Below are 26,594 nucleotides of genomic sequence, written 5' to 3'. Positions count from 1 at the left end.
ACCGAAACGCTCCACCTGCATGGCAGGTTACTTTGACGGATATCCGGGCGGGCAATTGCCCATTTCCCCAAAAGGAAAAAGACCCGCGACAGGCGCGAGCCTTACCGTATCACCGGCAATGTTCAGCTCTATGATCGGTGGTGTTGGAAAAACCCAACCCCTCGACTGGCCGCGCCCCTACGCGGATTCGGGGGTTGGGTCAATGTTTGTTTGGCCTCAGGCGCCGGCGGGGCCATTCGCCCCCTCAGGCTATCCTCGCGCCTTCGGCGCTGCGGGCGGCCGTTCGGCCTTGCGGGAGTCACCTGCGGCGCCCCGTTCCAGCGCCACCTAGCTATCTGGCACCGAACGTCAACGCGCCAACCGCCAACACTGGCAGAAGTTCGGGGCGCGCCAGCGACACCCGCAAGCGCAAATGCGCGCCGCCGCTTATGCGGCGAAGCCAAGCGGGCCGGATGGCCCGCGCCCGGCGCTTGAGGGGCCTAGAAAAAACTGCGGAGCCTCATGCGGCCGCAATCCGCGTCTCAGTGCATGGAGTCTAACTCAACAGCACTTTCAACCTGCATATCAATCCAAGCCTCGTAAATCACGGCACCGGCAGCTTCGAGATAATCGTCCATGATCTCGACACCTTGGTCCGTGATCTCAACCATTCGCGCCCGCTGATCTTCCGATGCTCCGAATCGTCGAATCAGCCCCTGTTCCTCAAGATGGCCAATCCACCGAGATCCCGTACTCTGAGCACAGCCGGCACCGAGAATAACAGCCTTTGTCAGCACGGGCCCGCCAGTCGCCATTTCCTCTACGTAGAGGGTAAGCAACATATCCCACGATACGTTGCTGAACATATCGTTTTCGATGTGGTTCAGGCGGCAGTCTTTGAGCTTCAGCAGAAGCCGTGCCAGCGAAGCGCGGTCAAATTTGGGAATAGCGTCAGTCGATTTCGAACGCATGTCGGACGAAGGCCCAACGGCTCCCGCCTCACCAAAAAGCACAGCCTTTCGCTCTGCATCGGCAGCCAATCCATTCATCATTCGCTCGATCCGACGAAGTTTTGTAGCAATTTCCGAGAAGCGTTTTCCAGACATTTGATAATCCTGCATGACCCGAGGCACCCCTCTAACCTATTCGCGGAGCCATCCGAAAGCCTGCAAAATGCATTCCTGCATAAAATATACAAGTCAGTAAAATTAATCAGATGGTTCTTTCCCCGACGCTTCATTTGAGAGATCTTTCAGATCGACCGAAATAAAAGCATCCAAAGACTGTGAAATAGATTGCAGTTCGACCAATGCGGTTTCAAGAATTGCCCCTGCCTTTCTTAATCCTAACATATCAACCTGATGTAGGCAGTCTTCAACCTCCAAGATTACTTTCTTTATTGCTTCCGATTTTTGAATCATTGTTTCCCGCCCTAAAATCATGATCCATTTTTCGACATACAAAACTTTGCTTGGGAACGCCGTATTTTCCCCTATGTCGCAACTCAGGACAATCTAGCCCGCCTGTCCTACATCAAAGTCAGATTAAGGATAATTGCGTAATCTCAGCCGTCCGAAAACGAGCCATGCTCAGGTCTCGTTATTTTCCTACACCCCCTCCCCTCGCCTAATCCCCAGCGCCCCGTCCCCCGCACCGGAGCGCGTCCATGTCCGAACCCTTCACCTTCACGCCTGTCCGGCGGGCCGCTCATGCGCGGCTCGATGCGCGGCGGCAGAGGGACTTCATCGCGGCGCTGGCACGCCATGGGTTCGTGGGAGAGGCGGCGCTTCGGGTCGGGGTCTCGGTCGCGGCGCTGGAGAGGCTGCGCTACGCGGCAGGCGCCGAGGAATTTCGCGCGGCCTGGGACGCGGCGCGCAACTGCCCCACGGCCCGCGAGGCAAGGCGCGCCGCAAGACGCACCGGCAGACGCGCTTCGCGCCCCTCACCCGACTTCAGGCAGGCAGAGCCGCCGGTCTTTCCGCCGGACGAGGTGAGCGCGGCGCTTGCCGCTGATGGTGACCAGCCCGATGGTCCGCTTCACTGCAATTCTTCACGCCCTTCGCGGCGGACGTCCTATCTAGCGTTCCGGGGCGATCCGCCCTCTCCCGACGATCCGCTGCTGGGCTTTGCGCCCTATCTCCACGCCCGCCCCCGCCGCAACTCGATCACGCCGCCCCGCCAGCGCGCCTTCATCGCGGCGCTGGCCGCGACAGGCTCTGTCACGCAGGCCGCCCGCGAAATCGGGGCCAGCCTAGAGGCGCTCTACCGCCTGCGCTCCCGCGGCGGGGCGGAAGGCTTTGCCAAGGCGTGGGACAAGGCGGTGGACGCGGGCATGGCGCGGCTGGAGGACACCGCGCTCATACGCGCGATGGAGGGCGAGCTGCGCCCCGTCGTCAGCGGCGGCAGGGTGGTGGCGTGGTATCGCCGCCACAACGATGCGCTCACCATGTTCATGCTGCGCCACCGGCGCGCCCACCGCTATGGCTCGGAGGCAGAGCGCGCCGGGACAGAGGGGCCGGACGAGCAGGAGATCATCGATTCCATCAACCGCAAGCTCGACCTGATGCGGGCGAGGATGGAGGGGCGCGAAGGCATTGCGTGAAGGGATTGCGTGAGGGGGGCGCTTTGCATAGGCTGAGGGCATGACCGGTCCTGTTCTTGTCGCCACCAACCTTTCCGCCAGAGACGACCGCGCGATCGACCGCGCCGCGATGATGGCAAAGCTGCGGGGGGTGGAACTCGTCGCCGTCCACGTGGTGAAGCCCGGCAGCAAGCGGGCGCAGGATATGAACGCCGCCCGCGCCGCCTTGCAGGACGTGATGCCCGACGGGGTAGAGGCGCGGCTCGAACTGCCCACAGGCTCCGCCCCGCTGGAAATCCCGCGCCTTGCCGACGAAATCGGCGCGCAGCTGATCGTGACCGGCGTGGCGCGCTTCAACGACATCGGGGACTATTTCCTCGGCACGACAGTCGATCACCTGCTGCGCCAGGCGCTTGTGCCGGTGCTTGTGGTGAAACGCCGCGCGCACGGTGCCTACGAACGGATGCTGGCGGCAACCGACCTTTCGGACACATCGGCAGGCGCGATCCGCGCAGCCGGAGAGCTGTTCCCCGATCCGCCGATCCACGTCGTCCACGGCTGGCACGTGCCGTTCGCGGGCTGGCAGAAGGCGCTGCATGTGCGCGAGGATACCGAGAAAGAGGCGAAGAAGGCGCTGGACGAGTTCCTGGCCGATGCGGGCCTGTCCCCTGCCCTTAAAAAGCGGATCAAGGCCGAAACCCGCGACGGCGGGGCCGAGCGCGCGGTGATGGATGCGATTGCCGCTCACCACCCCGACCTGCTGGTGCTGGGGACGCAAGGCTGCGGCGGCTTTCGCAACGCGGCGCTGGGCAGCACGGCAAGCCAGCTGCTTTCCAGTGCACCCTGCGATGCGCTGGTCGTCCCGCCGGAGTGCTAAAGCCGGGCAAAACGCCGGAATATCAAATGATTTAGGCGATCACCGCGGCCCGTGATAGGCTGGCCGCCTCATCGCGCTGAAAGGGCGCGCAAGGAACAAGCGCCCGCAGCGCCCACGAGGAGAGGGTGAAAATGGCCTATTCCGATGCCAGCCACGGTCCGAACCGGACCCGGACGATCGCAACCGTCGCCATCATTCACGCAGGGCTGGGCTATGCCCTGCTGACCGGATTTGCCGGCGGCGTGATTGACACTATCAAACAGACGACGATCGGGACGACCTTCATAGAGGACGAGGTCGAGATCATCCCGCTCGATCCGATCGAGCAGCCTAAGGACGATGTCCGCGAAGTTCCCGTGCCCGACACCAGGATCGTGCCGATGGACAGCCCGCTCGACCGCACGAGCGAGTTCGTCTTGCCCAAGGTTCCTGTCCCCGACACCTTCCCGACCGGCCGTTCGAACGAGATCGTCGACCTTCCGGTCGAGCCGACGCAGCCCGCTCCGCTCTACAAGCCCAGGGCCGCCGCGCCGCGCGGCAATCCCGGCAGCTGGGTCACGCAGGACGATTACCCGTCCCGCATGATCCGTCGCGGCATCGAGGGTACCACCGATTTCCGTCTGACCATCGACGCGCGCGGGCGGGTTACCGATTGCACGGTCACCTCGTCGAGCGGTGCGGCCGAGCTCGACAAGGCGGCCTGCACATCACTGTCCAGGCGGGCAAAGTTCGAAGCCGCGCGCGACGGTAACGGAGATGCCATATCCGGCACCTATTCAAGCAGGATTGTCTGGCGCCTGCCCTGACGGCGGCGACCGGACGTGGGGGAACGGCCCCGCCCCTTACCGGGCGGGGCCGTTTGCATTATGAGCCTTGCGAAATCCCCTTCGCCCGTCCGGGCGCCACCCCAAGGAAACGTTCGATGGAAGCAGATTTCTGGCACGCTCGCTGGGATGCGATGGAGATCGGTTTTCACGAGGGCGCCGCAAACGATCTTCTGGTCCGCCACTTGCCCTCGCTGGACCTTCCAGCAGGCGCGCGCGTTTTCGTGCCCCTGTGCGGCAAAGCGCGCGACATGGCCTGGCTCGCCGCGCAAGGCTTCGAAGTCGTCGGCGTGGAACTGAGCATGAAGGCCGTCGACCAGTTCTTCGAGGAGATGGACGTCGCGCCCGAGATCGCCGGACACGGGGAACTGACACGCTATTCGGCAGGATCGGTCACGATCTATGCCGGAGACCTCTTTGCGCTCGACGCTACGACGCTGAGCGGGATGGACGCGGTGTATGACCGCGCTTCGCTTGTCGCCATGCCGGCATCCATGCGCGATGACTATGCACGGCAGATCCGCGCCCTGACGCCTGACGCGAAACGCCTGCTCATCACGTTTGCCTATGATCAGTCCGAAATGGACGGGCCGCCCTTCTCGATCGACACGGCCGAAGTCGAGCGGCTGTTCGCCAAGGACTACGACCTGACCTGTCTGGAAGAACGTGACGTCGAAGGAGGCTTGAAGGGGCGCATTCCCGCCACCGAAGCGGCGTGGCGAATGGTGCCGCGCTAGATCAGGCGCGGGTCAGAAATTCGACCAGCGCCTTCACTTTCTTCTGGCGCCACTGCGGACGCGGCGCGACGAACCAGTAGCCGTACCGGTTCTCCTCGACCTCGCCCTCTGCCACCAGTTCGCCCGCTGCAATCGCGCGTTCGACCAGTTCCAGCGGCAGGAGCGTACGGCCAAGGCCCGCAGCCGCCGCGGCCAGAGCCTGTCCGGTCGCGCCGACCTGCATCGTCTCTTCCTCGCCTTCGGGCGCGGGGCCGCCGGGCCATGTGATCCAGCCGCGGGCGCCATCGGGCGCAGCGACGATAACGACGCGCCCCGGCCTCAACAGCACGCCTTCGTGGTCGCCGGGGCCATCGGCAAGACGCACCGCGAAATCGAGGTTCGCCTCGGTAAAGTCGGTCTGCGCGCCGCCCGCCATGTGGAAGCGCGTGTCGGGATATTCCCTGCGGAAATCGGCCAGCCGGTGCGCGAACCACGCACCGAAAAAGTCGCGCGGCGCGGCGAAAGTGAAGTTATGGCTGGACTGACCCGCCTGCATCGCCGCGACCGCTTCCTCGAAACGCAGGAAACCTTCGCGCAGGGAATCGAGGCCCGCGATCGCCTCGTCCGTCAGTTCCAGCCCCTTGGGCGTGCGGCGGAACAGCACGACGCCAAGCAGGTCTTCGAGCGCGCGGATCTGCTGCCCCACGGCGGCAGGAGTCACGGCCAATTCGTCCGCCGCACGGGTGAACGACAGGTGGCGGGCCGCCGCGTCGAGCACGCGCAGGCCATTCAGGGGTAGATGCGTCCGCTTCATTGCAAGCCGCGACATAAGGCCAGCCGCCGGTTTGGGCAACGGGCGAAGGCGATGGGTCATTCGCAAGTCGGGGACTAAAGCCGCGGGTGGGCAGACACTTGGACAAGGCGGCGGTATTCTTCCCGCCGGTTGGATACGGGGTGATTTACATGCACAAGGGGCGCGACAGGGATCGGATCGAACGCGGCGGCTTCCTGCTGTTTCTTGCCGCGATAACGGCGGCGACGCTCTATATCGCGTGGCCGTTCCTGCCGCCGCTGTTCTGGGCTCTTCTGGCTGCGATCATGTTCCAGCCGCTCAATCGGCGAATGTTGCTGATCCTGCGCGGGCGGAAGAACTATGCCGCGCTTGCCTCGTTGCTCATCATCACCGTTGCCGTGCTGGTGCCGGCCATGGTGATCGGCACGATGGTCGTCGATCAGGCGACAGGCATTTACCTCGCGCTACAGGACCAGCAGTTCGACGCGGGCACGATCTTCGACCGCGTGCGCGACGGACTGCCCGCGCGGATGCAGATCCTGCTCGACAACTCGGGCTATGGCGAGTTCGAGATGCTGCGCGACAAAGTGACCGAGATCGCGCGCGATTCCGTCGGGCTCATCGCGACGCGCGCACTTGCCATCGGCGGCGGCGCACTGGGCTTCGTGCTCAGCTTCGGCGTCGGTCTCTACGTGACCTATTTCCTGCTGCGCGACGGGCGCGCCATCGGCCATGCCGTGCGCCGCGCCATGCCCATGCCGCCTGAAGTTTCGCGGCAGGTCGTGGACCGTTTCGTCGCGATAATCCGCGCGACGATCAAGGGTTCGGTCGTCGTGGGGCTGGTGCAAGGTGCGCTGGGCGCGATCACATTCTCGATCGCCGGGTTGCCCGCCGCGGTGCTGTTCGGATTGCTGATGGCGATTTTCTCGCTCCTGCCCGCGCTGGGACCGGCCATCGTCTGGCTGCCGGCAGCGATCTACCTGCTGGCAATCGGGGACATCTGGCAGGGCGTCATGGTCATCGTGTCGGGCGTTGCGGTGATCGGCATGGCGGACAATGTCCTGCGTCCCATCCTGGTGGGACGCGACACGGGGATTCCGGACTGGATCATCCTGGTTTCGACGCTTGGCGGCATTGCCGCGTTCGGGATCAGCGGGATCGTCGCGGGGCCGGTCGTGGCGGGGCTGTTCCTCTCCGGCTGGGCGATCATGCACCCGCCGATGGAAGGCGAAGCAGGCGAGCCTGCGCCGGTGACTTAGCAAAATCGCCAATCGATGGTATGATCGGCCCGTTTAGGGTCGCGATGTCCTGTTTGGGGGGACTCGTCATGGGTGCCATTCGCCTGGTCTTTGCCGTCGCGTCGTATCTGCTTTTCTTCGTGACATTCCTCTATCTCGCCGCGTTCGTCGGCAACCTGTTCGTACCGAAAACCATCGATGCGGGCGGCGTGCTCGGTCCCGTCCCAGCGGCGGTCGTCGATGTCTTCCTGATTTCGCTCTTCGGTCTGCAACACTCGGTCATGGCGCGCAGCGGCTTCAAGCGTAAGCTGACGCAGTTCGTACACCCGAGCATCGAGCGCAGCGTCTATGTCCTCGCCACCGTGGGCGTGCTGTGGATCATGTTCGCGCTGTGGCAACCGATCCCTGCCGTAGTCTGGGCGGCCGAAGGCACCGCGGCGGTCGTGCTTTGGGCTCTGTTCGCCATAGGGTGGACCATCGTGTTCCTGTCGACGTGGATGCTCGACCATTTCGAGCTGTTCGGACTGCGGCAGGCGTGGTTCGGCTTTACCGGCAAGAACGATCATGCGCCCAAGTTCCGCGAGCCGATGTTCTACCGCTATGTGCGCCACCCGCTTTATTTCGGGATGCTGATGGCGTTCTGGGCCATTCCGGTGATGACCGTGGGGCACCTGCTCTTCGCAGGCGTCATGTCGGTCTATGTGCTGATGGCGATCCGGTGGGAGGAACGCGACCTCACCCATGCGCTGGGCGAGGCTTATACCGACTATCGCAAGCGGGTCGGAATGATCGTGCCGGGGATCGGCAAGGCGCGCTAGATCAGCGGGCCGTCGCCGGGGCGGCGAGCGGGAAGAAGGGGATCGCCGCCTCGAACTTCGTGCCGTCGTCGCGGACGAAGCCGTAGTAGCCTTCCATCGAACCGAGCGGGGTTTCGAGCGGGCAGCCCGACACGTAGTCGTGGCTTTCACCCGGTTCCAGCCGCGGCATTTCGCCGACGATGCCTTCGCCGTCGACAAGGCTCACGCGGTCGTTTCCGTCAGTGATGCGCCAGTGCCGCGTGACCAGGCGGGCAGCCTCTTCGCCCTCGTTCTCGATCCGGATGTGATAGGCCCAGAACCAGCGCCCCGCGGCGACCTGCGACTGTTCGGGCAGGAAGCTTGCGGAAACCCGCACGGTGATGCCGTTGGTCTTGGCGACGTGATCGAAAAACTGGTTCATCATTTCACATAGCAGCCTAGACGATCACCCCCTGCCCCCGCAAATCCCGAAGGCGCGATACGGTGGAAATTACCGCCGCCAGCGCACCCGGCTAGTGCGCGATGACGGTGGCCGAATCGCATTCGAACGACCAGCTGGCCCCGTCCTTCGAGAAATTGAGGCTGGTCGTCGCATCCAAGACAGTCACCGGAATATCGCGAATGACCGAGGTGCCGAAGCCGGTGCGCGTCGTCGGCATGACTTCCGGCCCGCCGGTTTCGCGCCATGTCAGCTGAAAGCGCCCGTCGCGGTCGTCCCACGCGATTGACACCTTGCCGCCATCGACCGACAGCGCGCCATATTTCAGCGCATTGGTCGCCAGTTCGTGCAGCGCCATGCCCAGCGTTTCCGCCCCGCGCGAGGTGATGTCCACTTCCGGACCGTCGAATTCGATCCGCGTGCCCGCGATGTCGAGCGCAAAGGCAAGCTGCGCGCGCACGAGCTCGTGCATCTCCACCCGCGTCCAGGCGCGGCGGACCAGGAGATCCTGGTTCGCGGCCAAGGCCTCAAGCCGGCGCACGAAACGCTTCAGGAACTCGTCATTCCCAGGTGCGGACCGGCGGGCCAGCGACTGGATCACCGTCAGCATGTTCTTCGACCGGTGATTCACCTCGGTCAGCAGCGTCTCGATCGATTCGGCCTGCGCGCGCTGCTCGGTGATGTCGGTATTGGTGCCGAACCAGTAGGCGATTTCGCCGTTTTCGTCATGGATGGGCCGCGCGCGCGACAGGAACCAGCGATAGCGCCCGTCCCGTCCGCGCAGCGGGAACGTGTCTTCCCACAATTCGCCGCTGTCCCAGCTTTTCTGGATGCGTTCGATTACGCGATCGACGTGGTCGGGGTGGTGAACCTGTTTCCAGCCCCACCCTTCCATGTCGGACAGGGTCGTACCGGTGTAGTCGAACCAACGCTTGTTGTACCAGAAGATCCAGCCCTGCGAATCCGCGATCCAGGCCAGCTGCGACATGTTGTCGGCCAGCATCTTGAAACGACGTTCGCTTTCGGCCAGTTGCTGACGCGCCAGTTCCAGCGCGCCGACGTCGCGGGCGATCTTGCTCGCCCCGATGATCTTGCCATTGCCATCGCGGATCGGCGACACGGTGACCGAAACGCGCACTGACGCGCCCGTCTTGCGCAGGCGCGTGGTGTGGAGCGAGGAAACCCGCCGCCCTTGCGCGACCTGACGAAGGATCGCGTCCTCCTCCATGTGGCGTTCTTGGGGAATCAGCTTGCGGACCGACTGTCCGATCATTTCGGACGCGGTATAGCCGAACAGCCGTTCTGCCCCAGGATTCCAGCTGGTCACGATACCTTCGAGCGTCTTCGACACGATCGCATCGTCCGAACCCTCGATGATCGCGGCCAGCAAGGCTTCGGGCGCAACGCCGGGAAGCGGGGCCGCATCCCCGCCAATCCTCAGGTCGACGTCATCCGACGTCCGCGCAGCAAGCCGTTCGGGCCGCCCGTGTTCGATATCGGGATCGGATTTCAAGCGCCGGTCCTGCGAACCATGCGTGGCGCGTTGTTACAGGCCAGCGGCCGCAAGCCCCCGCGCGAGGTCTTCGATGAGATCGTCCGCATCCTCAAGTCCGACATTCAAGCGCAACATTCCTTCCGAAACACCCATCTCGGCCCGTGCCTCCGGTCCGACCGAATGGTGAGTCGTGCTGGCAGGATGACACATCAGGGAACGCGCGTCCCCGATATTGTTCGAAAGATCGATCAGTTCCAGCGCATCGAGGAAGGCGTGGGCCTGCTCGCGCCCGCCGTCGAGAACGATCGAAAAGATGCAGCCCGGCATCGTCATCTGCTTCATGGCCAGCGCATGCTGCGGGTGGCGTTCAAGCCCCGGATGCAGGATCGTGGGCACGCGGTCTTCAAGGAAACGGCCCAGCTTGAGCGCGTTGTCGCACTGCTGGCGGGCGCGCAGATGAAGCGTTTCCAGCCCCTTCAAAACGACCCACGCGTTGAACGGCGACAGGTTCGGCCCGGTATTGCGCTGGAACGGCAGCAGCTTGTCCTGGATGAATTCCTCGCTGCCGCAGACGGCGCCGGCCAGCACGCGGCCCTGTCCGTCCATCAGCTTTGTCGCGGAATAGGCCACGACGTCGGCGCCGAAATCCATCGGGCGCTGCATGATCGGGGTGCAGAAGGCATTGTCGACGACGGTGGTGATGCCGTGCGCCTTGGCCAGGCCGCAGACATATTCGAGATCGACGATGTCGAGCGTGGGGTTGGCGGGCGTTTCGAAGAAGAAGACCCTGGTGTTGGGCCGGATTGCGGCCTCCCACGCGGCATTGTCGGTCGAATCGATAACCGTCCCCTCGATCCCGAAACGCGGCAGCAGGCTGTCCACCAGCCAGCGGCACGAACCGAAGGCGGCACGCGCGGCGACGATGTGATCGCCCGCCGAAAGCTGGCAGAGCAGCGCGGCGGTCATAGCCGCCATGCCCGATGCCTGCGTGCGGCACGCCTCTGCCCCTTCCAGCACGGCGATGCGTTCTTCCAGCATCTGCACGGTGGGGTTCTGCAGGCGCGAGTAGGTCATGCCGTCCTGCTCGCCCGCAAAGCGCGCGGCAGGCGTTGCCGCGTCTTCATAGGTATAGCCGGAAGTGGCGAAAATTGCCTCGCTGGTCTCGCCCATCTCGCTGCGCCAGGTGCCTGCGCGAACGGCCTGCGTGGCCGGACGCCAGTTGCGAGTGATCGAGCGGTCCTGTCCTGTCGTGCGTTTCATGGCCCTGCCGTTAGCGCCGCCCCGTTGCCCATGCAATCGCGATTGCAAGCCTGACCGCCTGACGTTACCGGGCAAGGCAATGCAGCCGATTGCGAACAGGACAAGAAAAGAAAGCGATCCGATCGGCTGGATGCTGCTGATCGCGCTCGTCTTTGGCGGGGTTGCGGTTTGGGGCTTCGCCGAAGTGGCGATCCCGATCTTCGATGAAACCCACTATTTGCCCGCCGCAAGGGCGTGGGTCGCAGGCGAAATCCTGCTGAACCCCGAGCATCCCGTGCTGGGCAAGCAGATGATCGCAACCTCGATCCGCCTGCTGGGCGACAACCCTGTCGGCTGGCGCGCGGGTTCGGTTCTGTTCGGGGTGCTGACGCTTTTCGCGATGATGCGGATGACTTGGGCGGCCAGTGGATCGCGCTTTGCCGCCTTGGCCGCAGGCGTGCTGGCGGCGTCGAACTTCCTGCTGCTGGTCCAGTCGCGTGTGGCGATGCTCGACATCTACATGCTGGGTTTTCTCATGCTGGGCTGCTGGTCGCTGGTCGCAGCGGGCACGGGCAAGGCGGTGCGGCCGCGCGTGATCCTGGCGGGCGTGATGTTCGGGCTTTCGTTGGCGGTGAAGTGGAACGCAGCGCCCGTCATCGCCTTCGCAGGGGCCTGCGTGTTCCTCGGCAATTTGCGCGCCAAAGTAATCAAGGATGCGCGGCGGCCGCTTGACGACATGACGATCTACGAGGCGTTCGTCTGGCTCGCGTTGCTGCCGGTGGCGATCTACCTCGCCAGCTACACGACTATCTGGTTGCTCGATAATCCGAACCCGCGGTTCCACGGGCCGGTGTCTTGGCAAGGCTACATGCTCGACCTGCAGGAGAGCGTGAAGAAGGACCACCCCTATATGTCGCGCTGGTGGCAGTGGGTGGTCGACTGGCGGCCTATCTGGTATTTCTACGAAGAATACGAAGGCGACTGGCGCGGGATGCTGTTCCTTGGCAATCCGATCACGATGCTGGCGGGCCTTGTCGGCCTTGTCGGATGCCTGTGGCTCGGACTGGTGCGGGGGCGCATGGACTGCCTTATGGCGGCGGGCGCATGGGCTGCGGCGCTGGCATTATGGATCGTCGCGCCAAAGCCGGTGCAGTTCTACTACCACTACCTGATCAGCGCGCAATTCCTGATGGTGGCTCTTGCCCTGGCGCTTGACCACTGGGTCTGGCGCAATCCGCCGTGGCGTCTGCACCGCCGGCTGGCCCCTGCGTTCGTCGCGGCGAGCGCGCTGTTGTTCGTCTATTTCATACCGATCCTGACGACCCAGCCGCTACCCAAAAAGACCAGCTTTGCCGACTATGCGTGGTTCCAGAACTGGCGTTGACCGGAACCTGAGGGCGTTTCGGCGATTATTCGGGCAAGATGACGAACTGCCCGCAACCAGATCAAAGCCCTGACGATAGCGCTTGTAAAAGCAGGGACGAGTTGCGCCACGCGCTTGCCAATTCGCAGCAGGAAAAGATCGCGCTGCAAAACGTGCTAGCGCGTGCGGCGGACCAGATCGATCAACTGGTCGAAAGCGATTGCCACGAGATTGAAAAGGACAAGGCCGCCCGAACCGCCCGGCGCCTGCGCAGGTTTTCCGAAGTCTAGAACCGGCCCCAGACGAACCGGCTCGACAGGGCATAATTCCACACCGACCCGATGACGATACCCGCAATCGCGGCCAGTACCCAATGGGCCCCGCGGCTGACCAGCGCCTCTGCGACACCGACATTGGCAAAAGCGCCGATAGAACAGGTCAGCGCGAACTTGAGCCAGCCCACGGCCAGTCCGCCCAGCGAATGGATACGCTTGTCGGCGTAAGTCAGTTCGTTGTTGAGGATGAAGTTGAACGTCATCGCCGCGATCACCGCGCCGATCTGGCCGTAAAGGAACCCCGTCCCGAACATCTTGTAGAGCAGCCACAGCACGGCAAGGTGCACCACCACGCCCAGCGCGCCGATCGTGCCGAACAGGGCGAACCGCGTCGGGATGAACCGGCCCAGCGTCTTGTCATACAGACCGACGAGGAATTCGAACGCGATTGCCTGGTCCAGCTTGGATTCTCCTGCGGCCCGCGCCGCGAACGACAGCGGGAATTCCTTGACCGTCAACTTGCGCTCCGACGTCGAGAGGATGTCGAGCAGGATCTTGAACCCGATTCCCGAAAGCCGCGGCGCGACATCGCGAAGCGTGTGCGCAGGCATCATGAAATAGCCGCTCATCGGGTCGGACAGTTCGACACCGGTCAGCTTGCGGGCGATGCGGTTGGCGAGTTCGGACTGCTTCTCACGGTCGGGGCGGTTCCAGTCGGCCATGCTGGCCCCGGGCGCAAAACGGCTGGCGACGCAGACATCCGCCTCTCCGGTCTCCAGCGCCTGCACCATCAGCGGCAGCAGCGCGGGGTCATGCTGATGATCGGCATCCATCACCGCGACATAGGGCGCAGCAGTCGCCATCATCCCCTCGATCGCGGCACTGGCAAGGCCGCGCCGGCCGATGCGCTGGATCACGCGAACGCGGTGGTCGGCGCGCGACAGGGTCCGCGCTTCTTCCGCGGTGCCGTCCTGCGAATCGTCGTCAACGAAGATCGCTTCCCACCCCCCGATGCCCAAAGCACCGTCAAGCGAGGCAGCCATGCGCTTTACCAGCGAGGCGAGGTTGTCACGTTCGTTGAATGTCGGGAGAATGACGGCGAGTTTCAGCATCTTTGCAGTCCATCGCCGTAAACGCGCGCCCAGTCCAGCCGGACGTCAGAGCAACACGTTGGCGAAACGCCCTCCCCTTGCACGCAGCCAGCGCGTGGTGGACGGCATCCACAGGAGGATCAGCGTCGCAGAACCCATGAACATGATCAGCGCAAACCGCATGTAAGCCATCGAATTGCCGGTAAACCGCGAAAACTGGAACATCGCCCCCATCGGCACGAAGATCAGAAACCCGATGCACGCCGCCGAAAGCAGCAGCCACGACAGCGCCCAGCGCAGCCGCGTCACCGTGAGAACGACAAGCGCGACGAGCGTGAAGTTCACCGCCGGATAGAGCCACATGTCTGAAGAGGACATCCAGATTCCCAGCGGAATCCCGATCAGATAGATCATTTCCAGCCCGCACAGGGTGCAAGGCCGCTTGTCTGTCGCGTCCGTTCCAGACGCACCGAAACCAAATTTCATGCGGCCCCCCAGCCAGATGAATTTTCGCTAATTTATCAAAGGCGCGTTAAGATTGCGTCACCGATTTCGGCGCAATTCGAATCCCCACCAAGATCGCCGCCACGGATACCATCGGCCAGCGTCTTGGCAACCGCGTTCTCGACGCGCTTTGCCAGTTCTTCCTGTCCCAGCGAGTGGCGCAGCAGTTCGGCAAGGCTAAGGACGGTCGCCATCGGATTGGCAATGCCCTTGCCCGCGATGTCGGGGGCGCTGCCGTGGATCGGTTCGTAAAGGCCGAAAGTGCCGTAATCGGTCTTGCGCTCGCCCAGCGAGGCGCTTGCCAGCAGGCCGATCGAACCGACGCACATCGAGGCCTGGTCCGACAGGATGTCGCCGAACAGATTGCCGGTGACGACGACGTCGAACTGGCCCGGATTCTTCACCAACTGCATCGCCGCGTTGTCGACGTACATGTGGGTCAGTTCCACGTCGGGGAAATCGGCGTGCGTTTCGATCACGACATCGCGCCACAGCTGGCTGGTTTCCAGCACGTTGGCCTTGTCGACGCTGCACAGGCGGCCTCGGCGCTTCTGCGCGGCTTCGAAACCGGCGACGGCGATGCGGCGCACTTCGGATTCGTCATAGGACATGATGTCATAGCCCTGGCGCAGGCCCGCGTCGGTCGTGCGCATGCCTTTTTCGCCGAAATAGACGTCGCCGTTCAGTTCGCGCACGATCAAAAGGTCGATGGCGCCCGCAATCTCCGGCTTCAGCGCACTGGTATGCTCTAGCCCTTCGAACACCTTGGCAGGGCGCAGGTTGGCAAACAGGTTCAATTCGCGGCGCAGGCCGAGAATTGCCTGTTCGGGGCGCAGATGACGTTCCAGATTATCGCAATCGAAATCGCCGACCGCACCGAACAGGATCGCATCGGCCTCATTCGCGGCGACCAGCGTTTCATCCGGCAGCGGATGGCCGTGGCGCTTGTAGGCGATCCCGCCAACGTCGCCTTCGAGCAGAGAGACCTGAAGCGGCAGGGCATCGAGCACGCGCAGCGCCTGTGCCGTGACTTCGGGGCCGATACCGTCGCCGGGGAAAACCGCGATCTTCATGTGCTGTGCCTTTCGATGCTCTTAAGCGAGGCAGCAGGCTCAGCCGCCGGAGATCCGGGCGAGCCGCTGCATCATGACTTCGCGCGCGCCCATAACATTCGTGCGGCGATCTGCAAGCAGCCTGCGGGATAATTGCCGCCCGCTGCTGTCCAGAATACCGAGAATTTCGTCCCAGTTCTCCGCCACCGGAGGCATCTCGCCCCCGCCGAAACCCAGTTCGCGCAAGGTCAGCACTTCGTACTTCGCCATGGCCAGCGCCCACATCCGCGCCGACGGCGCATTGCATATCGCCTCCAGCAAGCCGGAAAGCGCATCGTGCAGCGCAGGATAGGGATTGTGTTCGGGCAGGACCGTTGCTGCCAGCGTAGTCGCCCAGCCGATGGCGGCAGCGGGCAAAGGCTCTGTCAGCCAGGGCCCGCGGCTGGTGACGAGTTCGAGTTTCAGGAACGGCAACTGGCTGGCCGAGCGTGAGCGAAGATCCGCCTCGACCACGTTTCCGGGGATCAGCACGGGCCGCATCCGCCTGCCCCGCGCGCCCGCGACATAGCCCGCCAGCATCCCGAATTCGCGCGTGAACACCCGCGCGATAGCCGCGGTCTCACCGTGGGCACGGCTGGCGCAGACGATGGCGGGGGCGCGGATTTCCATGGACTACGGATGTGGCGGGCATAGGCGCGGCTGGCAAGCGTACAGGTGTTTGACCTTTTATCGCACCCTCGCCTAACCTGCTGTCATGAAGAAGCTTTTCATAGGGGCATCGCCCAAACAACCGAACTCAATGAGAACCAAAGCGCTTGCCACCGCGCTGGGCATGGTCGCGACAGGCATTGCCTCCGCCGCGTCGGCAGAGCCGGTAAAGCTCGAGCAGTCATCTAAATGGGTCATGGACTATGCCGACAGCAGCTGCAGGCTCTGGGCCACTTTCGGCGAGGGTGAGGAGAAATCAACGCTCGAATTCGCTGCGCCATCTCCAAACAAGGCGGGCTTCGACGTGCTCGTCTATCCAAGCGATCCCGACAGCAAGGGATTAAAGTTCCGTTGGTCGGAGGCGGCTTCGGCTCAGGAGGTAGGTAAGGTCATACCGATCGCGTTCGAAACAGGAACCGGACTGATGTTCGAAGCCGGGCTTGGTCACAATGTTGCGGGATTGACCGATAATCCTTCGGCGGAAGGCTATCGGAACGAGGCAGAGCGTATGACAACCGAGGCTAGCGTCGAGGGGTTGTTTCTAACGGATGAAACCGGTGCGGACATCGCTTACATGACCGGTAGTTTGAAAGCACCTTTCAACGCGCTCCGGTCATGTCTCGACAATCTCATAACCGAGATGGGAGTCGACCCAGTCACGCTGCGAAACCGCTCACGCCCTGTTGCCACGCTCGACTTGGACAAATGGCGGAGTGACGTACTCAACGAATACGATACAACAGCGTTAAGGAACGACGAACAGGGCGACGTAACGTTCATGCTCATCATCGACGAAAAAGGAAAACCTGCTGACTGCCGAGTCACACGGAACCTCGCATCAAAAAGCCTAGCCGACTTCACTTGCAGGAAATGGCGACGGTACGGCAAGTTCACCCCCGCGCTTGACGCCGACGGAAATCCGATAACCGGCGTCTATTTTCAGACAATGTTCTACCGCCTCCCATAAGGCCGTAATCTCAGCCCTCCGGCGCGTCTTTCTTGTCCGGGGTCTTGCGGGCATAGGCGCGGCTGGCAAGCGCGCAGGGGTTTGACCTATTACATCAGCCTCGCCTAACCTGCTGTCATGAAGAAACTTTTCATGGGGGCCGGGCTTCTGTCACTGGCCGTGTCGAATCCTGCATTTGCCGAAGACCAGCCGGTTTTGCTCGAACCGTCTGCGCCTTGGTCGGTCGATTACCGCGACAATAGTTGTGCGTTGACCGGCGTATTCAAGAGCGGGGCGGGACCGGTCGTAATGCAGATCGAGACGTTCGATCAGGGAAGCAACGTGACAATGCGCCTTGCGGGGGAGCCGATCGAGGAAGTCGGCCCGTCCGTGGACGTACGCTGGCGCGATGACGTGCCGGCGCACACGCTCGACTTTGTCTTTGCAACAAGCAATGCAGACGGCGTTCGTGGATTTTTCGCGATGACGTCGCTTTGGACGCCCTATCTGGAGGGTAAGGCCGACACCAGTCCGTCGAAACTGAAAACGATCGGAGACGCCAGCGAACTTACCTTTGGTGGCAAGCTTGATCCGGTGCTGCGGCTAAAGACCGGTCCGATGGCTCCGGCCCTCGATGCGTTGAACAAGTGCGCGGACGATCTTGTAGCATCGTGGGGTCTGGACCCACTGGCCCAGCGCAAATTGTCACGTGCTGCCGAGACTGATGGCTTTTATCTCTCGACACCGCTCGTCAAGGCTTCCGGCCATCCTGCCGGCGTGCCTTCACCGATCAGGGTTCTGATCGGTGCGGACGGACGGGTCACCGATTGCAAGATCCTCTCCAATTTCCTGAGCGAAAAGGAAAGCGAACGCGTGTGCGGCCGGATCAGGCAAAAGGCCCCCTTCTCACCTGCCCTCGACGAGGCGGGAGAACCGATTGCGAGTTATCGCGTTGAAATCGGGATGAAGCTGGGCGGATGATGAGTGTAGCTGCCGTGCACGGCTACCCAAATCTTTAGTCCTCAACCCTCAGGAGCGTCCTTCTTGGCCGCGCCCTTTCGCGCCGCCGCCTTCGTCGATGCGGCGCGCAGGACTTCCGCCTCAAGCGTGGCGATGCGCTGCGCCAGCTTGTCGTTCTCTTCCCGCGCCTTCACGGCCATTTCCTTCACCGCCTCGAATTCCTCGCGGCTGACGAAGTCCATGCCGCCCAGCGCTTCTTTCAAGCGTTCGCGGGCGGCTTCGGCCGATTCCTGCGCCATGCCGGCAAAGGTGCCGGCGGCTGCGGTGAACATGCGGGTGATGTCCGAGATACGGGGATTGTCGCTCTGCATGGTTCCTATGTGGCCCCGATAACTGATCAGTTCAACTGCCAGAATCGCAGGTTCAGCACCGCGGCAAAGCATATCCACGCAAGGTAAGGTACGAGCAGCAGCATCGCCGTGCGGCTGACCCGCGCGAAATAGGCCATCGTCGCCATCACCAGCACGATCAGCAATACGATCCAGAAGAAGGCAAAGGCGATCAGGTGCGCGCTGAAGAAGATTGGCGACCACAGCACGTTCACCACCAGCTGCACCGCGAAAATCGTCACGGCAAACCGCTTGAAGGGCGTGGCGGGTGCGGCCAGTACGAAGGCGAGGGAGAAACCCATGAGGACATAGAGGATCGTCCAGACCACGCCGAACAGGTAGGGCGGCGGGAAGATGTCGGGCTTCACGAGCGAGGTGAACCATTCCCCGTCCCCGCCAGAGCCCGAGGCCCAGCCGGACAGGAGGCCCAGAACGACGACGACGGGAACGGTCAGAATGGCCCATTTAAGGACCGAGCGGGATGTGTCGGGGGATGCGATCTGGGTGTCCATGCCACCTGAACGCGCGAAGGGTCAGCCGCGTTCCGCCCACACGAGAAACTCGACATTGCCTTCCGGTCCGGTGATCGGGCTGGTCGTCAGGCCCTTCACGGTCCAGCCGATCGTTTCCAGCCAGTCGGTCACTTCGCCGCAGACCCGCTCGTGCAGCGCGGGATCGCGCACCACGCCGCCCTTGCCGACCTCATTGCGGCCCACCTCGAACTGCGGCTTGATGAGAGCGACGAGCGTCGCATTCGGTGCGGCGAGCGCGAGCGGCACTTCGAGAACCTTGGCCAGCCCGATGAAGCTGGCGTCGCAGACCACCCAGTTGCAGGGGCGGTCGATGTGTTCGGCGGTCAGGATGCGGGCGCTGGTCTGTTCCAGCACCGTCACACGTTCGTCCTGGCGCAGTTTCCATGCGAGCTGGTTCGTGCCCGAATCGACGGCAAAAACGTGATCTGCGCCCCTTTGCAGCAGGACATCGGTGAACCCGCCGGTCGAACTGCCGATGTCCATCGCGGTCGCGCCCTTGGGGTCGAGGCCGAATTCGTCGATGGCGTGGGCCAGCTTGATGCCGCCGCGGCTGACCCAGGGGTGATCGCGCCCGCGCACTTCGAGCGGCGCGTCTTCGGAAAGCTGCTGCCCGGCCTTGGCCACCTTCGTCTCGCCAGTGAAGACCGTGCCCGCCATGATCAGGGCCTGAGCGCGGCTGCGGCTTTCGACGAGCCCGCGTTCGACCAGCATCTGGTCCACGCGCTGCTTTTTCGGCTTGCTGGCAGGTGGCTTGATCATCGGACGGGCGAAAAGGAAAACCGGTTTGGCGTCAAGGGGCTTGAGTACAAGGCCAGCCCTTCGCATAACGCGCGCATGACGCCAAGCGACGACGTGCCCGCCCTTCCCGAAACCCAGCGCAAGAGCATTGCCCGCAAGGCGATGCGCCGGACGTGGCTGCTCATGGGCTCTGCCGTCGCCGCGACGGGGCTTGGCCTTGCTTCTTGCGTGCCACCCGCGCCCGAGCCGGTCTCGGCGCCGCCCCCGGCACCTGCCCCAACGCCCACACCGACCCCGCCGCCCGCAGCCCAGCCGCCCGCCAGTTGGATGGACGCGCCCCTGACGGCGGGCGACTGGCAATATGTCAGCAGCGGCACCGCGACGCGTGCCATTTTCGGCGAGGCGAATGGCGATGCGCGCTTCATCGTCGCCTGCGAACCGGCGAACCGGCAGGTGAAGCTGTGGCGCGCCGGCACCAATTCGGGCGCGACTTCGATGCATGTTACCACGACCGAGGCGGACCGCACCCTGCCCGCAGGCGCGGTGCCGAACCCGACGCCTTACACCGTCGCGACGCTGCAGCCCTACGACCCGGTTCTCGACGCGATGATCTTCAGCCGGGGCCGGATCGCGGTGCAGGTTCCGGGCCTCTCGACGCTCTACCTGCCGAGCTGGCCGGAGATCGCCCGCGTGGTCGAGGATTGCCGCTAAACCGCACACGCCCGAACACGGCTGTGGATAGTTGCGTGTCGCCTAAGGCGGCGGGCATCTACAGCGATCTGGGGGTGTCTTCGAGAGTTGTAAGCACGAGCCGGTCGGCGCGGACAAACCTTGTTTTTTCATAGGCTTGCCGCAAGGCCAATTCCCGAAGTCATCGATTATGACAGTGAATAAGTTTCACGCAAGACTTGTTGTGCAGCGCCAAAAAAGTAGTCTCTCGAATCAAGGACGGAGCGGAACGGCGATAGCCAGGCGCAAGGCCTCAAGATCGCTCGGATACACCGCCCGACCCCGCCGCTCGCAGGCTAACTTGGGGGCTTGCGGCACGCGGCTAAATCTTGGCCCCGGCGCGAAAGGAGGTGATCCGATGTCTCATGGTTCAGCAGAGAGGTCGGTGAAGTCCACTACGAGGCATTATCGTTAATCCACTCCCTTTGGGGTGTGAAACGATAGAGGTTTCGTCAGGGCGGCACTTCCGGCCGCTGACCATGCGAAAGCCCGTAGCGGGATTGCCCTGCTACGGGCTTTCTCATTATTTCACCGGTTATTCCCGCTACCTCGCCAAAAGACCGGTTTTCCCTGCGCAATTGTAATTTATGCCGCGCTGCGTAATGAACACGCCGAAACGAGGCGCGCCTTTGCGTGCACAGACCCGCAAAGAGACACGAGGAGCGACCTGAATGTCCGAAACCAAGAGCATGTCCGACACCGTCACGCTGAGCGTCGAGGACGCCGTCGCCGTCGTCCTGATCGACAATCCGCCGGTGAACGCGCTGGGCCTGTCGGTCCGCGAAGGGCTGGTCGCCGCGATCGAGGAGATCGAGGGCAACACCGACATCAAGGCCGCGATCATTTCGGCCAAGGGCCGCACGTTCCCTGCCGGCGCCGACATCGCCGAATTCGACATCGGCATGCGTGAACCCTGGCTACCGGGCGTAATCGACAGGATCGAGGCCTGTTCCAAGCCGATGGTCGCCGCGATCTTCGGCACCGCGCTTGGCGGCGGGCTCGAAGTCGCGCTGGGCTGCCATTACCGCATCGCCGCCGCATCGGCGAAAATGGGCCTGCCCGAAGTAAAGCTGGGCCTGCTGCCCGGCGCGGGCGGAACGCAGCGCCTGCCCCGCCTTGTCGGCGCGGAAGCCGCGCTGCAGATGATGATCACGGGCAAGCCGGTAAAGGCCGCGCTGGCCGAGCAGATGGGCCTTGTCGACAAGGTCGTCGCCGACGACGCGCTGATGGCAGAAGCGATGGCCATGGCCGCAGCCATGATGGCCAAGGACGGCCCGCTGCCGCGCGTTTCGGAAAAGACCGAAATGGTCGAAAAGGACCGCGCCGACGCAGAGCTGTTCGACCGGTTCAAGGCTGAACATGGCCGCCTGTTCCGCGACGTGATCGCGCCGGACGAAATCCTCGATTCGGTAAAGGCTGCCGTGAACCTGCCGTTCCGCGAAGGCATGTCGGTCGAGTCGGCCAACTTCAACAAGCTGTTCACCTCCGACCAGTCACGCGCGCTGCGCCACGTGTTCTTCGCCATGCGCGAGACTTCGAAAGTGCCGGGCATCGGCAAGGACACGCCGCTGATCGACGTGAAGAGCGTCGGCGTCATCGGCGCAGGCACGATGGGCGGCGGCATCGCCATGAACTTCGCCAACATCGGCATTCCGGTGACCATCGTCGAGGTTAAGCAGGAAGCGCTGGATCGCGGCCTTGGCGTCATCCGCAAGAACTATGAAAACACCGCCAGGAAGGGCCGCCTGACCGACGCCGATGTCGAAACTCGCATGGGCCTTCTGACCGGTTCGCTCGACATGGAATCGCTGGCCGACGTCGACCTCGTTATCGAGGCCGTGTTCGAATCGATGGAGATCAAGGAGAAGGTGTTCAGCCGCCTTGAGACGATCTGCAAGCCGGGCGCGATCCTTGCGTCGAACACCAGCTTCCTCGACATCAACCACATCGCCACCTTCACCAGCCGCCCCGAAATGGTGCTGGGCCTGCACTTCTTCTCGCCCGCCAACGTCATGCCGCTGCTGGAAGTGGTGCGCGGCGACAAGAGCAGCGACAGCGTGATCGCCACCGGCATGAAGCTGGCGGGCAAGATCGGCAAGACTCCGGTGCTGGCAGGCGTGTGCGACGGCTTCATCGCCAACCGCCTGATGCTGCCTTACATGGTCGCCAGCCAGGAAATGCTGCTGGCCGGAACGCCGATGCAGGTTATCGATTCGGCGATGCGCGACTATGGTTTCGCCATGGGCCCGATCGCCCTGCTCGACCTCATCGGTCTCGACGTCATCACTTTCCCGGGCGACATGACGCTGACCGGCGAACTGGTGGCGATGGAACGTCGCGGGCAGAAGCTGAACGGCGGTTTCTACGATTACGACGAAAAGCGCCGCGGCACCCCGGCTCCTGCCGCACACGACGTGATCGAGAAGGTTCGCAGGCATCGCGGCATCGCGGGCGACGTCGAATTGACGCCGGAACAGGTCGTGGCCGGCCTCCTCTACCCCGTCATCAACGAAGGCGCGAAAATCCTTGATGAAGGCATTGCGCTGCGGGCAGGCGACATCGATGTTGCCGCGATCCTCGGCTACAACTGGCCCAGCTATCAGGGCGGCCCGATGTGCTGGGCCGACATCCACGGCCTCGACAAGATTGTCGCCGGGCTTGAACAGATGGGCATCGAGCCGGCCGCCATGCTGAAGAAGCTGGCCGCAGAAGGCGGCTCTTTCACCTGAGCCGAACGCACCCCCGATAACGGGAAACGCCCGACCGCACGGGAGCGGTCGGGCGCAGGCGATTGACTGCTTGGGAACTGCTGGTTTTCGGCAGTCAGCCGCCCTTTGCCGTTTTCTGCTTCTCGACCAGGGTGGCGATCTGCTTGGAAAGCTGTGCCTTGGCGCCGGCGTAGCAGTCACGCGCTTCGCGGCTGCGGATGCGGGTGCCGGTCTGGATCTGGTCCATGCCGCAGACTGCGCGGGCCGCATCGTCGAGGCGATCCTCGAGCTGGGCCTGACCGGCAGCGGTCGAAAGGTCGAGATCCTTGTACTGCACTTCGACCGAGCCGGCGAAGGCCGGAGCGGCGGTGGCAAGGGCGGCAGTAGCGGCGATGGCTGCGATGATCTTCATGGCTTTAGTCCTCCTCGAAATGACGAGAACCTTGTGCCGCGCATCTCCGCGAAGCGCATTCGGTGTTCTATGGTCGCAACACGGTTGCCGACGAACGACTCCGCCTGCCGACGAACGGCATATCCGGTCCGACGAACGGCAACAGTGCCGTTCGCCAGCATTATGAACGACTTAGCTGTGCGCTTGTGCGAAGGCAGCCGCCGCGCCGAACAGTCCCGGCTGCGGGTGGGTGATCAGCCTGACGGGGATCGTTTCCATCAGCGACTTGAACCTGCCCTTGTAGACGAAGCGTTCGGCAAAACCCGAAGCGCGGATCTGGTCGCGCAGGCGCAGGCCTAGCCCGCCGGCGATGACCACCGCGTTGGAACCGTGCGCAAGCGCAAGGTCGCCCGCCGCAGCGCCGAGTATCATGCAGAACCGCTCCATCGCCTTGACCGCGACCGGATCGGTGCCGGTAATCGCCGAAAGCCAGAGTTCTCGGTCGTCTCCCGAAGGCATGGGCAGCCCCTCGATCCGCGCGATGGCTTCGGCAAGGTAGAGGATGGCCGGCCCCGAACACATGCGTTCGACCGAAACGCGCGGCAACGATTCGCGCACGACGGCGAGGATCTTTTCCTCGACGCGGTCTTCGGGCGCGAAGCCGATGTGGCCGCCCTCGGTCGGCTGGACCCGATACGACCCGTCGGGACGGCGCACCAGTGCGGCAACGCCAAGGCCGGTGCCGGGGCCAGTGATCGTCGTCGTGCCGAATTCGGGGATTTCCTCTGGCCCCGAAAGATGCAGGAAATGCTCTTCGCCCGCCGCGGCGACGGCATGGCCGACCGCTTCGAAATCGTTGATCAGGCAGTGGGCATCGACGCCAAGTTCCGAGCCGATGTCGGCGGGACGGATCACCCAGTGCGAATTGGTGAAGCGGATCTCGTTTGCATTGACCGGCCCGGCAACGGCAATTGCGGCAGCGCGGGGCAGGCCCTCGGGATGGGCGTCGGCGAACCGCTGCCACGCGGCGGCAAGGCCATCGACCGAGCCGGTCGCGAATGTCGTCGGCTCGTTCACCGACACGACTTTGCCGTCTGCAACTTCGGCAAGGGCGAAGCGAGCGTTGGTCCCTCCCACGTCGATTGTGACGAGGCTTTTCGTTTTTTCTTTTGCCATGATCAGCACGGCTAACCGCTCGTCCCTCGTTTAACAAGCAGTTGCAAGGTGGCGGTGAAAACTGCACCCGATGCGCCCATGAATATCGATCTTTCGGGCCGCACGGCCATCGTCACCGGCGCATCCAGCGGGATCGGCGCGCACTTCGCCCTCACCCTTGCCGAACACGGCGCTCACGTCGCGCTCTGCGCGCGGCGGGTGGACCGGCTGGAGGCGCTGCGAGACGAGTTGCGCGGGCGCGGCGTGAAGGCAGAAGCGGTTGCGCTCGACGTTGCCGATGCCGGTTCGTGCAAGAACGTCGTCGCCTCGATCGCCGGAACGCTGGGCACGCCGACAATCCTGCTCAACAACGCGGGAATCGATGGCGCGCGCATGGCGATCAAGCAGGAGCTTGCCGAGTTCGAGAAAGTCATCGCGGTCAACCTCACCGGCGTCTTCGCCATGGCGCAGGCCTGTGCGCAGGCGATGAAGGATGACGGTATCGGCGGATCGATCGTCAACACCGCCTCGATCCTGGGCTTTCGGCAAAGCCCGACGCTTTCTGCCTATGCGGCGAGCAAGGCGGCGGTGGTGCAGCTGACCAAGCAATTGGCGCTGGAATGGGCGCGTTACGGCATCCGGGTGAATGCGCTGGCCCCCGGATACTTCCCGACCGAGATTACGGAAGGCCTGCTCGACAGCCCGCTGGGTCAGGACATGCTGAACCGTATTCCGATGCAGCGTTTCGGCAACCTGCCCGATCTCGACGGACCGATGCTGCTGCTTGCCTCCGATCTCGGGGCCTACATGACCGGTGCCGTCATCCCCGTGGATGGCGGGCACCTCGTTTCCTCGCTTTAACGCGGCAGCAGGTACGCGCCCTGCGGCACGGGGTCGTCGAACCGCTTCACCGTGTCGCGTAAAGCCTCTGTCACCAAGTGCTCGACCAGTTCGGGAAACAGCTTCGGCTCTTCGGCGGCTTCCCACAGGAAGAAGCCGTAGGAGCCGGGGATGGCGTTGATCTCGTTGAACCAGATCTCGCCCGTCGCCTTGTTCGACATGAAGTCGATGCGCGGCGCGCCGCGATGGCCCAGCGTCATGAAGGCGCGGCGGGCATAGTCGTGGATCGTCGCCTTGAACTCGGCCGGAAGGTCGGGATTGATGTCGCGGGTAAGCGAGAGCATCCCCTCGCTCGGCAGGAACGCACCCTTGGTGCCGCCGCCCGATGACAGGTACTTTTCCTTGAAGTCGAGCAGTTCGGCGCCCGACTTGGGCCGCTCGATGGCGGAGAACTTCACTTCCTGGGCCGCCTCGTCCCACCGCATCGCGATGTTGTATTCGACAAGGTTCTGCACTTGCGGTTCGATGATGGCGAGATTGTCCTGCGCCAGCACGTAAGCGACGAGCGCAGGCAGGTCCGCCGCGGTCCTGGCAAGGCCGACACCGATGGACGAGCCGAGGTTCGCAGGCTTCACGATCGTGGGAAAGCCGAACTTCGCCTCGACCTCCGCGATCAACGCCTTAGTATCGGCGAGCTTCGAGCGATTGGCAGTGACATGGTCCAGCACGTTCACGCCCGCCAGCCGCACCAAGGCCTTGGTCGCGTCCTTGCGCATGGCCATCGCGCTCGACCCTGCGGCAAAACCGGTGACGGGAATGCCCAGCAACTCGAAATGGCCTTGCAGCCGCCCGTCCTCTCCGAAGGGCCCGTGGAATACCGGCAGGACGCAATCGATCGGCGTTTCGTTGAGGCTCTTGCGCTCGCGCATCACCGGCCCGCGTTCCGACCACGAGAAGATGACCTCGGGCGCGCCCGAAGGCTTGGGCCGGAACCGGCGGATGTCGCGCAGGAAGGGGGCGGAAAAAAAGCGGTTCTCGAAGTCGGTATAGACCGGCACGACCTCGATCCCGCGCACGTCGGCCGCATCCATCAGCTGGTGCGCCGACACGACGGAGACGTCATGTTCCTGGCTTGCGCCGCCGAACAGAACTGCAACCCGTTTTTTTTGGGCCATTACGCCACTTTCCCCAGCTTGCTCGTCGCACCCTGTGCGCGACTCGCAGGTGTCAACTT

General features: G+C 63.4%; 29 protein-coding genes. 13 read left to right on the top strand and 16 right to left on the bottom strand.

Translation table 11 applies throughout. The annotated features are described in order from the left end of the window. Nucleotides 1-521: 521 nt before the first annotated feature. Entirely contained in the window at nucleotides 522-1,100 is a 579-nt protein-coding gene (locus A9D15_RS12735) for a MarR family transcriptional regulator (RefSeq protein WP_156521777.1), read from the bottom strand. An 87-nt stretch (nucleotides 1,101-1,187) separates the two neighbouring features. Then, the gene (locus A9D15_RS16625; RefSeq protein ID WP_156521776.1) at nucleotides 1,188-1,400 is read right to left on the bottom strand and encodes a hypothetical protein; all 213 of its coding nucleotides are present in this window, start codon (nucleotides 1,398-1,400) and stop codon (nucleotides 1,188-1,190) included. 245 nt (nucleotides 1,401-1,645) lie between these two features. Here A9D15_RS16625 and A9D15_RS17000 point away from each other — a divergent pair, with 245 nt between their 5' ends. The 4 genes from A9D15_RS17000 (at nucleotide 1,646) to tmpT (ending at nucleotide 4,998) form a co-directional block, all read left to right on the top strand. After that, nucleotides 1,646-2,581, top strand: coding sequence for a hypothetical protein (locus A9D15_RS17000; protein WP_229660259.1), 936 nt, complete (start codon nucleotides 1,646-1,648; stop codon nucleotides 2,579-2,581). A 40-nt stretch (nucleotides 2,582-2,621) separates the two neighbouring features. Further along, a complete protein-coding gene (locus A9D15_RS12725; RefSeq protein ID WP_066765562.1) occupies nucleotides 2,622-3,437 on the top strand; it encodes a universal stress protein in 816 nt (271 codons plus the stop codon). Nucleotides 3,438-3,568: 131 nt separating this feature from the next. Continuing rightward, complete coding sequence (locus A9D15_RS12720) at nucleotides 3,569-4,243, top strand: energy transducer TonB (protein WP_066765561.1); 675 nt, start codon at nucleotides 3,569-3,571, stop codon at nucleotides 4,241-4,243. A gap of 116 nt (nucleotides 4,244-4,359) precedes the next feature. Next, the gene (tmpT, locus tag A9D15_RS12715; protein ID WP_066765559.1) at nucleotides 4,360-4,998 is read left to right on the top strand and encodes a thiopurine S-methyltransferase; all 639 of its coding nucleotides are present in this window, start codon (nucleotides 4,360-4,362) and stop codon (nucleotides 4,996-4,998) included. A gap of 1 nt (nucleotide 4,999) precedes the next feature. On the opposite strand, the gene A9D15_RS12710 is transcribed toward tmpT, so the two are convergent. Further along, nucleotides 5,000-5,791 (bottom strand): LysR family transcriptional regulator, encoded by a 792-nt coding sequence (locus A9D15_RS12710; RefSeq protein ID WP_066766118.1) that lies wholly within the window; start codon nucleotides 5,789-5,791, stop codon nucleotides 5,000-5,002. Between the two features lie 149 nt (nucleotides 5,792-5,940). On the opposite strand from A9D15_RS12710, the gene A9D15_RS12705 reads away from it, so the two are divergent. Together A9D15_RS12705 and mddA are read left to right on the top strand one after the other, a co-directional pair. Next, nucleotides 5,941-7,029: an AI-2E family transporter gene (locus tag A9D15_RS12705; protein ID WP_066765557.1), complete on the top strand. Its 1,089-nt coding sequence runs from the start codon at nucleotides 5,941-5,943 to the stop codon at nucleotides 7,027-7,029. A gap of 68 nt (nucleotides 7,030-7,097) precedes the next feature. Next, nucleotides 7,098-7,826 (top strand): methanethiol S-methyltransferase, encoded by a 729-nt coding sequence (gene mddA, locus A9D15_RS12700; RefSeq protein ID WP_066765552.1) that lies wholly within the window; start codon nucleotides 7,098-7,100, stop codon nucleotides 7,824-7,826. A gap of 1 nt (nucleotide 7,827) precedes the next feature. Here the strand turns inward: mddA and apaG are convergent, their stop codons facing one another. From apaG to A9D15_RS12685, 3 genes are all read right to left on the bottom strand, one after another. Continuing rightward, nucleotides 7,828-8,226 (bottom strand): Co2+/Mg2+ efflux protein ApaG, encoded by a 399-nt coding sequence (gene apaG / locus A9D15_RS12695; protein ID WP_066766116.1) that lies wholly within the window; start codon nucleotides 8,224-8,226, stop codon nucleotides 7,828-7,830. 91 nt (nucleotides 8,227-8,317) lie between these two features. Beyond that, nucleotides 8,318-9,757, bottom strand: coding sequence for a sensor histidine kinase (locus A9D15_RS12690; protein ID WP_229660260.1), 1,440 nt, complete (start codon nucleotides 9,755-9,757; stop codon nucleotides 8,318-8,320). Nucleotides 9,758-9,790: 33 nt separating this feature from the next. Further along, entirely contained in the window at nucleotides 9,791-10,999 is a 1,209-nt protein-coding gene (locus tag A9D15_RS12685; RefSeq protein WP_066765550.1) for a trans-sulfuration enzyme family protein, read from the bottom strand. A 79-nt stretch (nucleotides 11,000-11,078) separates the two neighbouring features. Between A9D15_RS12685 and A9D15_RS12680 the strand changes: the two genes are divergently transcribed. Both A9D15_RS12680 and A9D15_RS16620 read left to right on the top strand, forming a co-directional pair. Next, nucleotides 11,079-12,362, top strand: coding sequence for a phospholipid carrier-dependent glycosyltransferase (locus tag A9D15_RS12680; protein ID WP_066765544.1), 1,284 nt, complete (start codon nucleotides 11,079-11,081; stop codon nucleotides 12,360-12,362). A 101-nt stretch (nucleotides 12,363-12,463) separates the two neighbouring features. Then, nucleotides 12,464-12,631, top strand: coding sequence for a hypothetical protein (locus A9D15_RS16620; protein ID WP_156521775.1), 168 nt, complete (start codon nucleotides 12,464-12,466; stop codon nucleotides 12,629-12,631). Here A9D15_RS16620 and A9D15_RS12675 read toward each other — a convergent pair. The 4 genes from A9D15_RS12675 to recO are packed head-to-tail and all read right to left on the bottom strand — an operon-like array spanning nucleotide 12,628 to nucleotide 15,932. After that, nucleotides 12,628-13,728, bottom strand: coding sequence for a glycosyltransferase (locus tag A9D15_RS12675; RefSeq protein ID WP_066765542.1), 1,101 nt, complete (start codon nucleotides 13,726-13,728; stop codon nucleotides 12,628-12,630). The two genes, A9D15_RS16620 and A9D15_RS12675, sit on opposite strands and share 4 nt — an antisense overlap. A 45-nt stretch (nucleotides 13,729-13,773) precedes the next feature. Further along, nucleotides 13,774-14,193, bottom strand: coding sequence for a hypothetical protein (locus tag A9D15_RS12670; RefSeq protein ID WP_172807528.1), 420 nt, complete (start codon nucleotides 14,191-14,193; stop codon nucleotides 13,774-13,776). A gap of 35 nt (nucleotides 14,194-14,228) precedes the next feature. Further along, on the bottom strand, nucleotides 14,229-15,284 hold the full coding sequence (leuB, locus tag A9D15_RS12665) for a 3-isopropylmalate dehydrogenase (protein ID WP_066765539.1): 1,056 nt from the start codon (nucleotides 15,282-15,284) through the stop codon (nucleotides 14,229-14,231). A gap of 39 nt (nucleotides 15,285-15,323) precedes the next feature. After that, entirely contained in the window at nucleotides 15,324-15,932 is a 609-nt protein-coding gene (recO, locus tag A9D15_RS12660) for a DNA repair protein RecO (RefSeq protein ID WP_066765537.1), read from the bottom strand. 85 nt (nucleotides 15,933-16,017) lie between these two features. Between recO and A9D15_RS12655 the strand changes: the two genes are divergently transcribed. Both A9D15_RS12655 and A9D15_RS12650 read left to right on the top strand, forming a co-directional pair. Continuing rightward, the gene (locus A9D15_RS12655) at nucleotides 16,018-16,938 is read left to right on the top strand and encodes an energy transducer TonB (RefSeq protein ID WP_082924453.1); all 921 of its coding nucleotides are present in this window, start codon (nucleotides 16,018-16,020) and stop codon (nucleotides 16,936-16,938) included. Nucleotides 16,939-17,055: 117 nt separating this feature from the next. Further along, nucleotides 17,056-17,898 (top strand): hypothetical protein, encoded by an 843-nt coding sequence (locus tag A9D15_RS12650; protein WP_066765533.1) that lies wholly within the window; start codon nucleotides 17,056-17,058, stop codon nucleotides 17,896-17,898. A gap of 41 nt (nucleotides 17,899-17,939) precedes the next feature. On the opposite strand, the gene A9D15_RS12645 is transcribed toward A9D15_RS12650, so the two are convergent. From A9D15_RS12645 to A9D15_RS12635, 3 genes are read right to left on the bottom strand one after another with little or no spacing between them, the layout of a single operon-like run. Then, complete coding sequence (locus A9D15_RS12645; protein WP_066765527.1) at nucleotides 17,940-18,248, bottom strand: accessory factor UbiK family protein; 309 nt, start codon at nucleotides 18,246-18,248, stop codon at nucleotides 17,940-17,942. 26 nt (nucleotides 18,249-18,274) lie between these two features. Further along, complete coding sequence (locus A9D15_RS12640) at nucleotides 18,275-18,778, bottom strand: TspO/MBR family protein (RefSeq protein WP_066765525.1); 504 nt, start codon at nucleotides 18,776-18,778, stop codon at nucleotides 18,275-18,277. Between the two features lie 21 nt (nucleotides 18,779-18,799). After that, the gene (locus A9D15_RS12635) at nucleotides 18,800-19,558 is read right to left on the bottom strand and encodes a TlyA family RNA methyltransferase (RefSeq protein WP_066765524.1); all 759 of its coding nucleotides are present in this window, start codon (nucleotides 19,556-19,558) and stop codon (nucleotides 18,800-18,802) included. A 75-nt stretch (nucleotides 19,559-19,633) separates the two neighbouring features. Here A9D15_RS12635 and A9D15_RS12630 point away from each other — a divergent pair, with 75 nt between their 5' ends. After that, nucleotides 19,634-20,248 carry a hypothetical protein gene (locus A9D15_RS12630; RefSeq protein WP_082924451.1) on the top strand — a complete coding sequence of 205 codons (615 nt, stop codon included), beginning with the start codon at nucleotides 19,634-19,636 and terminating at the stop codon, nucleotides 20,246-20,248. Between the two features lie 689 nt (nucleotides 20,249-20,937). Then, nucleotides 20,938-22,995: a 3-hydroxyacyl-CoA dehydrogenase NAD-binding domain-containing protein gene (locus tag A9D15_RS12625; protein ID WP_156521773.1), complete on the top strand. Its 2,058-nt coding sequence runs from the start codon at nucleotides 20,938-20,940 to the stop codon at nucleotides 22,993-22,995. Nucleotides 22,996-23,089: 94 nt separating this feature from the next. Here the strand turns inward: A9D15_RS12625 and A9D15_RS12620 are convergent, their stop codons facing one another. Then, nucleotides 23,090-23,386, bottom strand: a complete 297-nt coding sequence (locus A9D15_RS12620; protein ID WP_066765523.1) for a UrcA family protein — start codon at nucleotides 23,384-23,386, stop codon at nucleotides 23,090-23,092. A gap of 171 nt (nucleotides 23,387-23,557) precedes the next feature. After that, the gene (glk, locus tag A9D15_RS12615) at nucleotides 23,558-24,541 is read right to left on the bottom strand and encodes a glucokinase (RefSeq protein ID WP_066766105.1); all 984 of its coding nucleotides are present in this window, start codon (nucleotides 24,539-24,541) and stop codon (nucleotides 23,558-23,560) included. Between the two features lie 48 nt (nucleotides 24,542-24,589). Between glk and A9D15_RS12610 the strand changes: the two genes are divergently transcribed. After that, nucleotides 24,590-25,381: an SDR family NAD(P)-dependent oxidoreductase gene (locus A9D15_RS12610; RefSeq protein WP_342341731.1), complete on the top strand. Its 792-nt coding sequence runs from the start codon at nucleotides 24,590-24,592 to the stop codon at nucleotides 25,379-25,381. Here A9D15_RS12610 and A9D15_RS12605 read toward each other — a convergent pair. Further along, entirely contained in the window at nucleotides 25,378-26,535 is a 1,158-nt protein-coding gene (locus A9D15_RS12605; RefSeq protein WP_066765521.1) for a D-alanine--D-alanine ligase, read from the bottom strand. The genes A9D15_RS12610 and A9D15_RS12605 overlap by 4 nt on opposite strands. Nucleotides 26,536-26,594 lie beyond the last annotated feature (59 nt).

It is taken from the genome of Croceicoccus pelagius (genome assembly GCF_001661915.1).
Lineage (GTDB): Bacteria > Pseudomonadota > Alphaproteobacteria > Sphingomonadales > Sphingomonadaceae > Croceicoccus > Croceicoccus pelagius.
The sequence above is the reverse complement of the archived record's forward strand: the minus strand, read 5'-3'. Positions and strand labels throughout refer to the sequence as shown.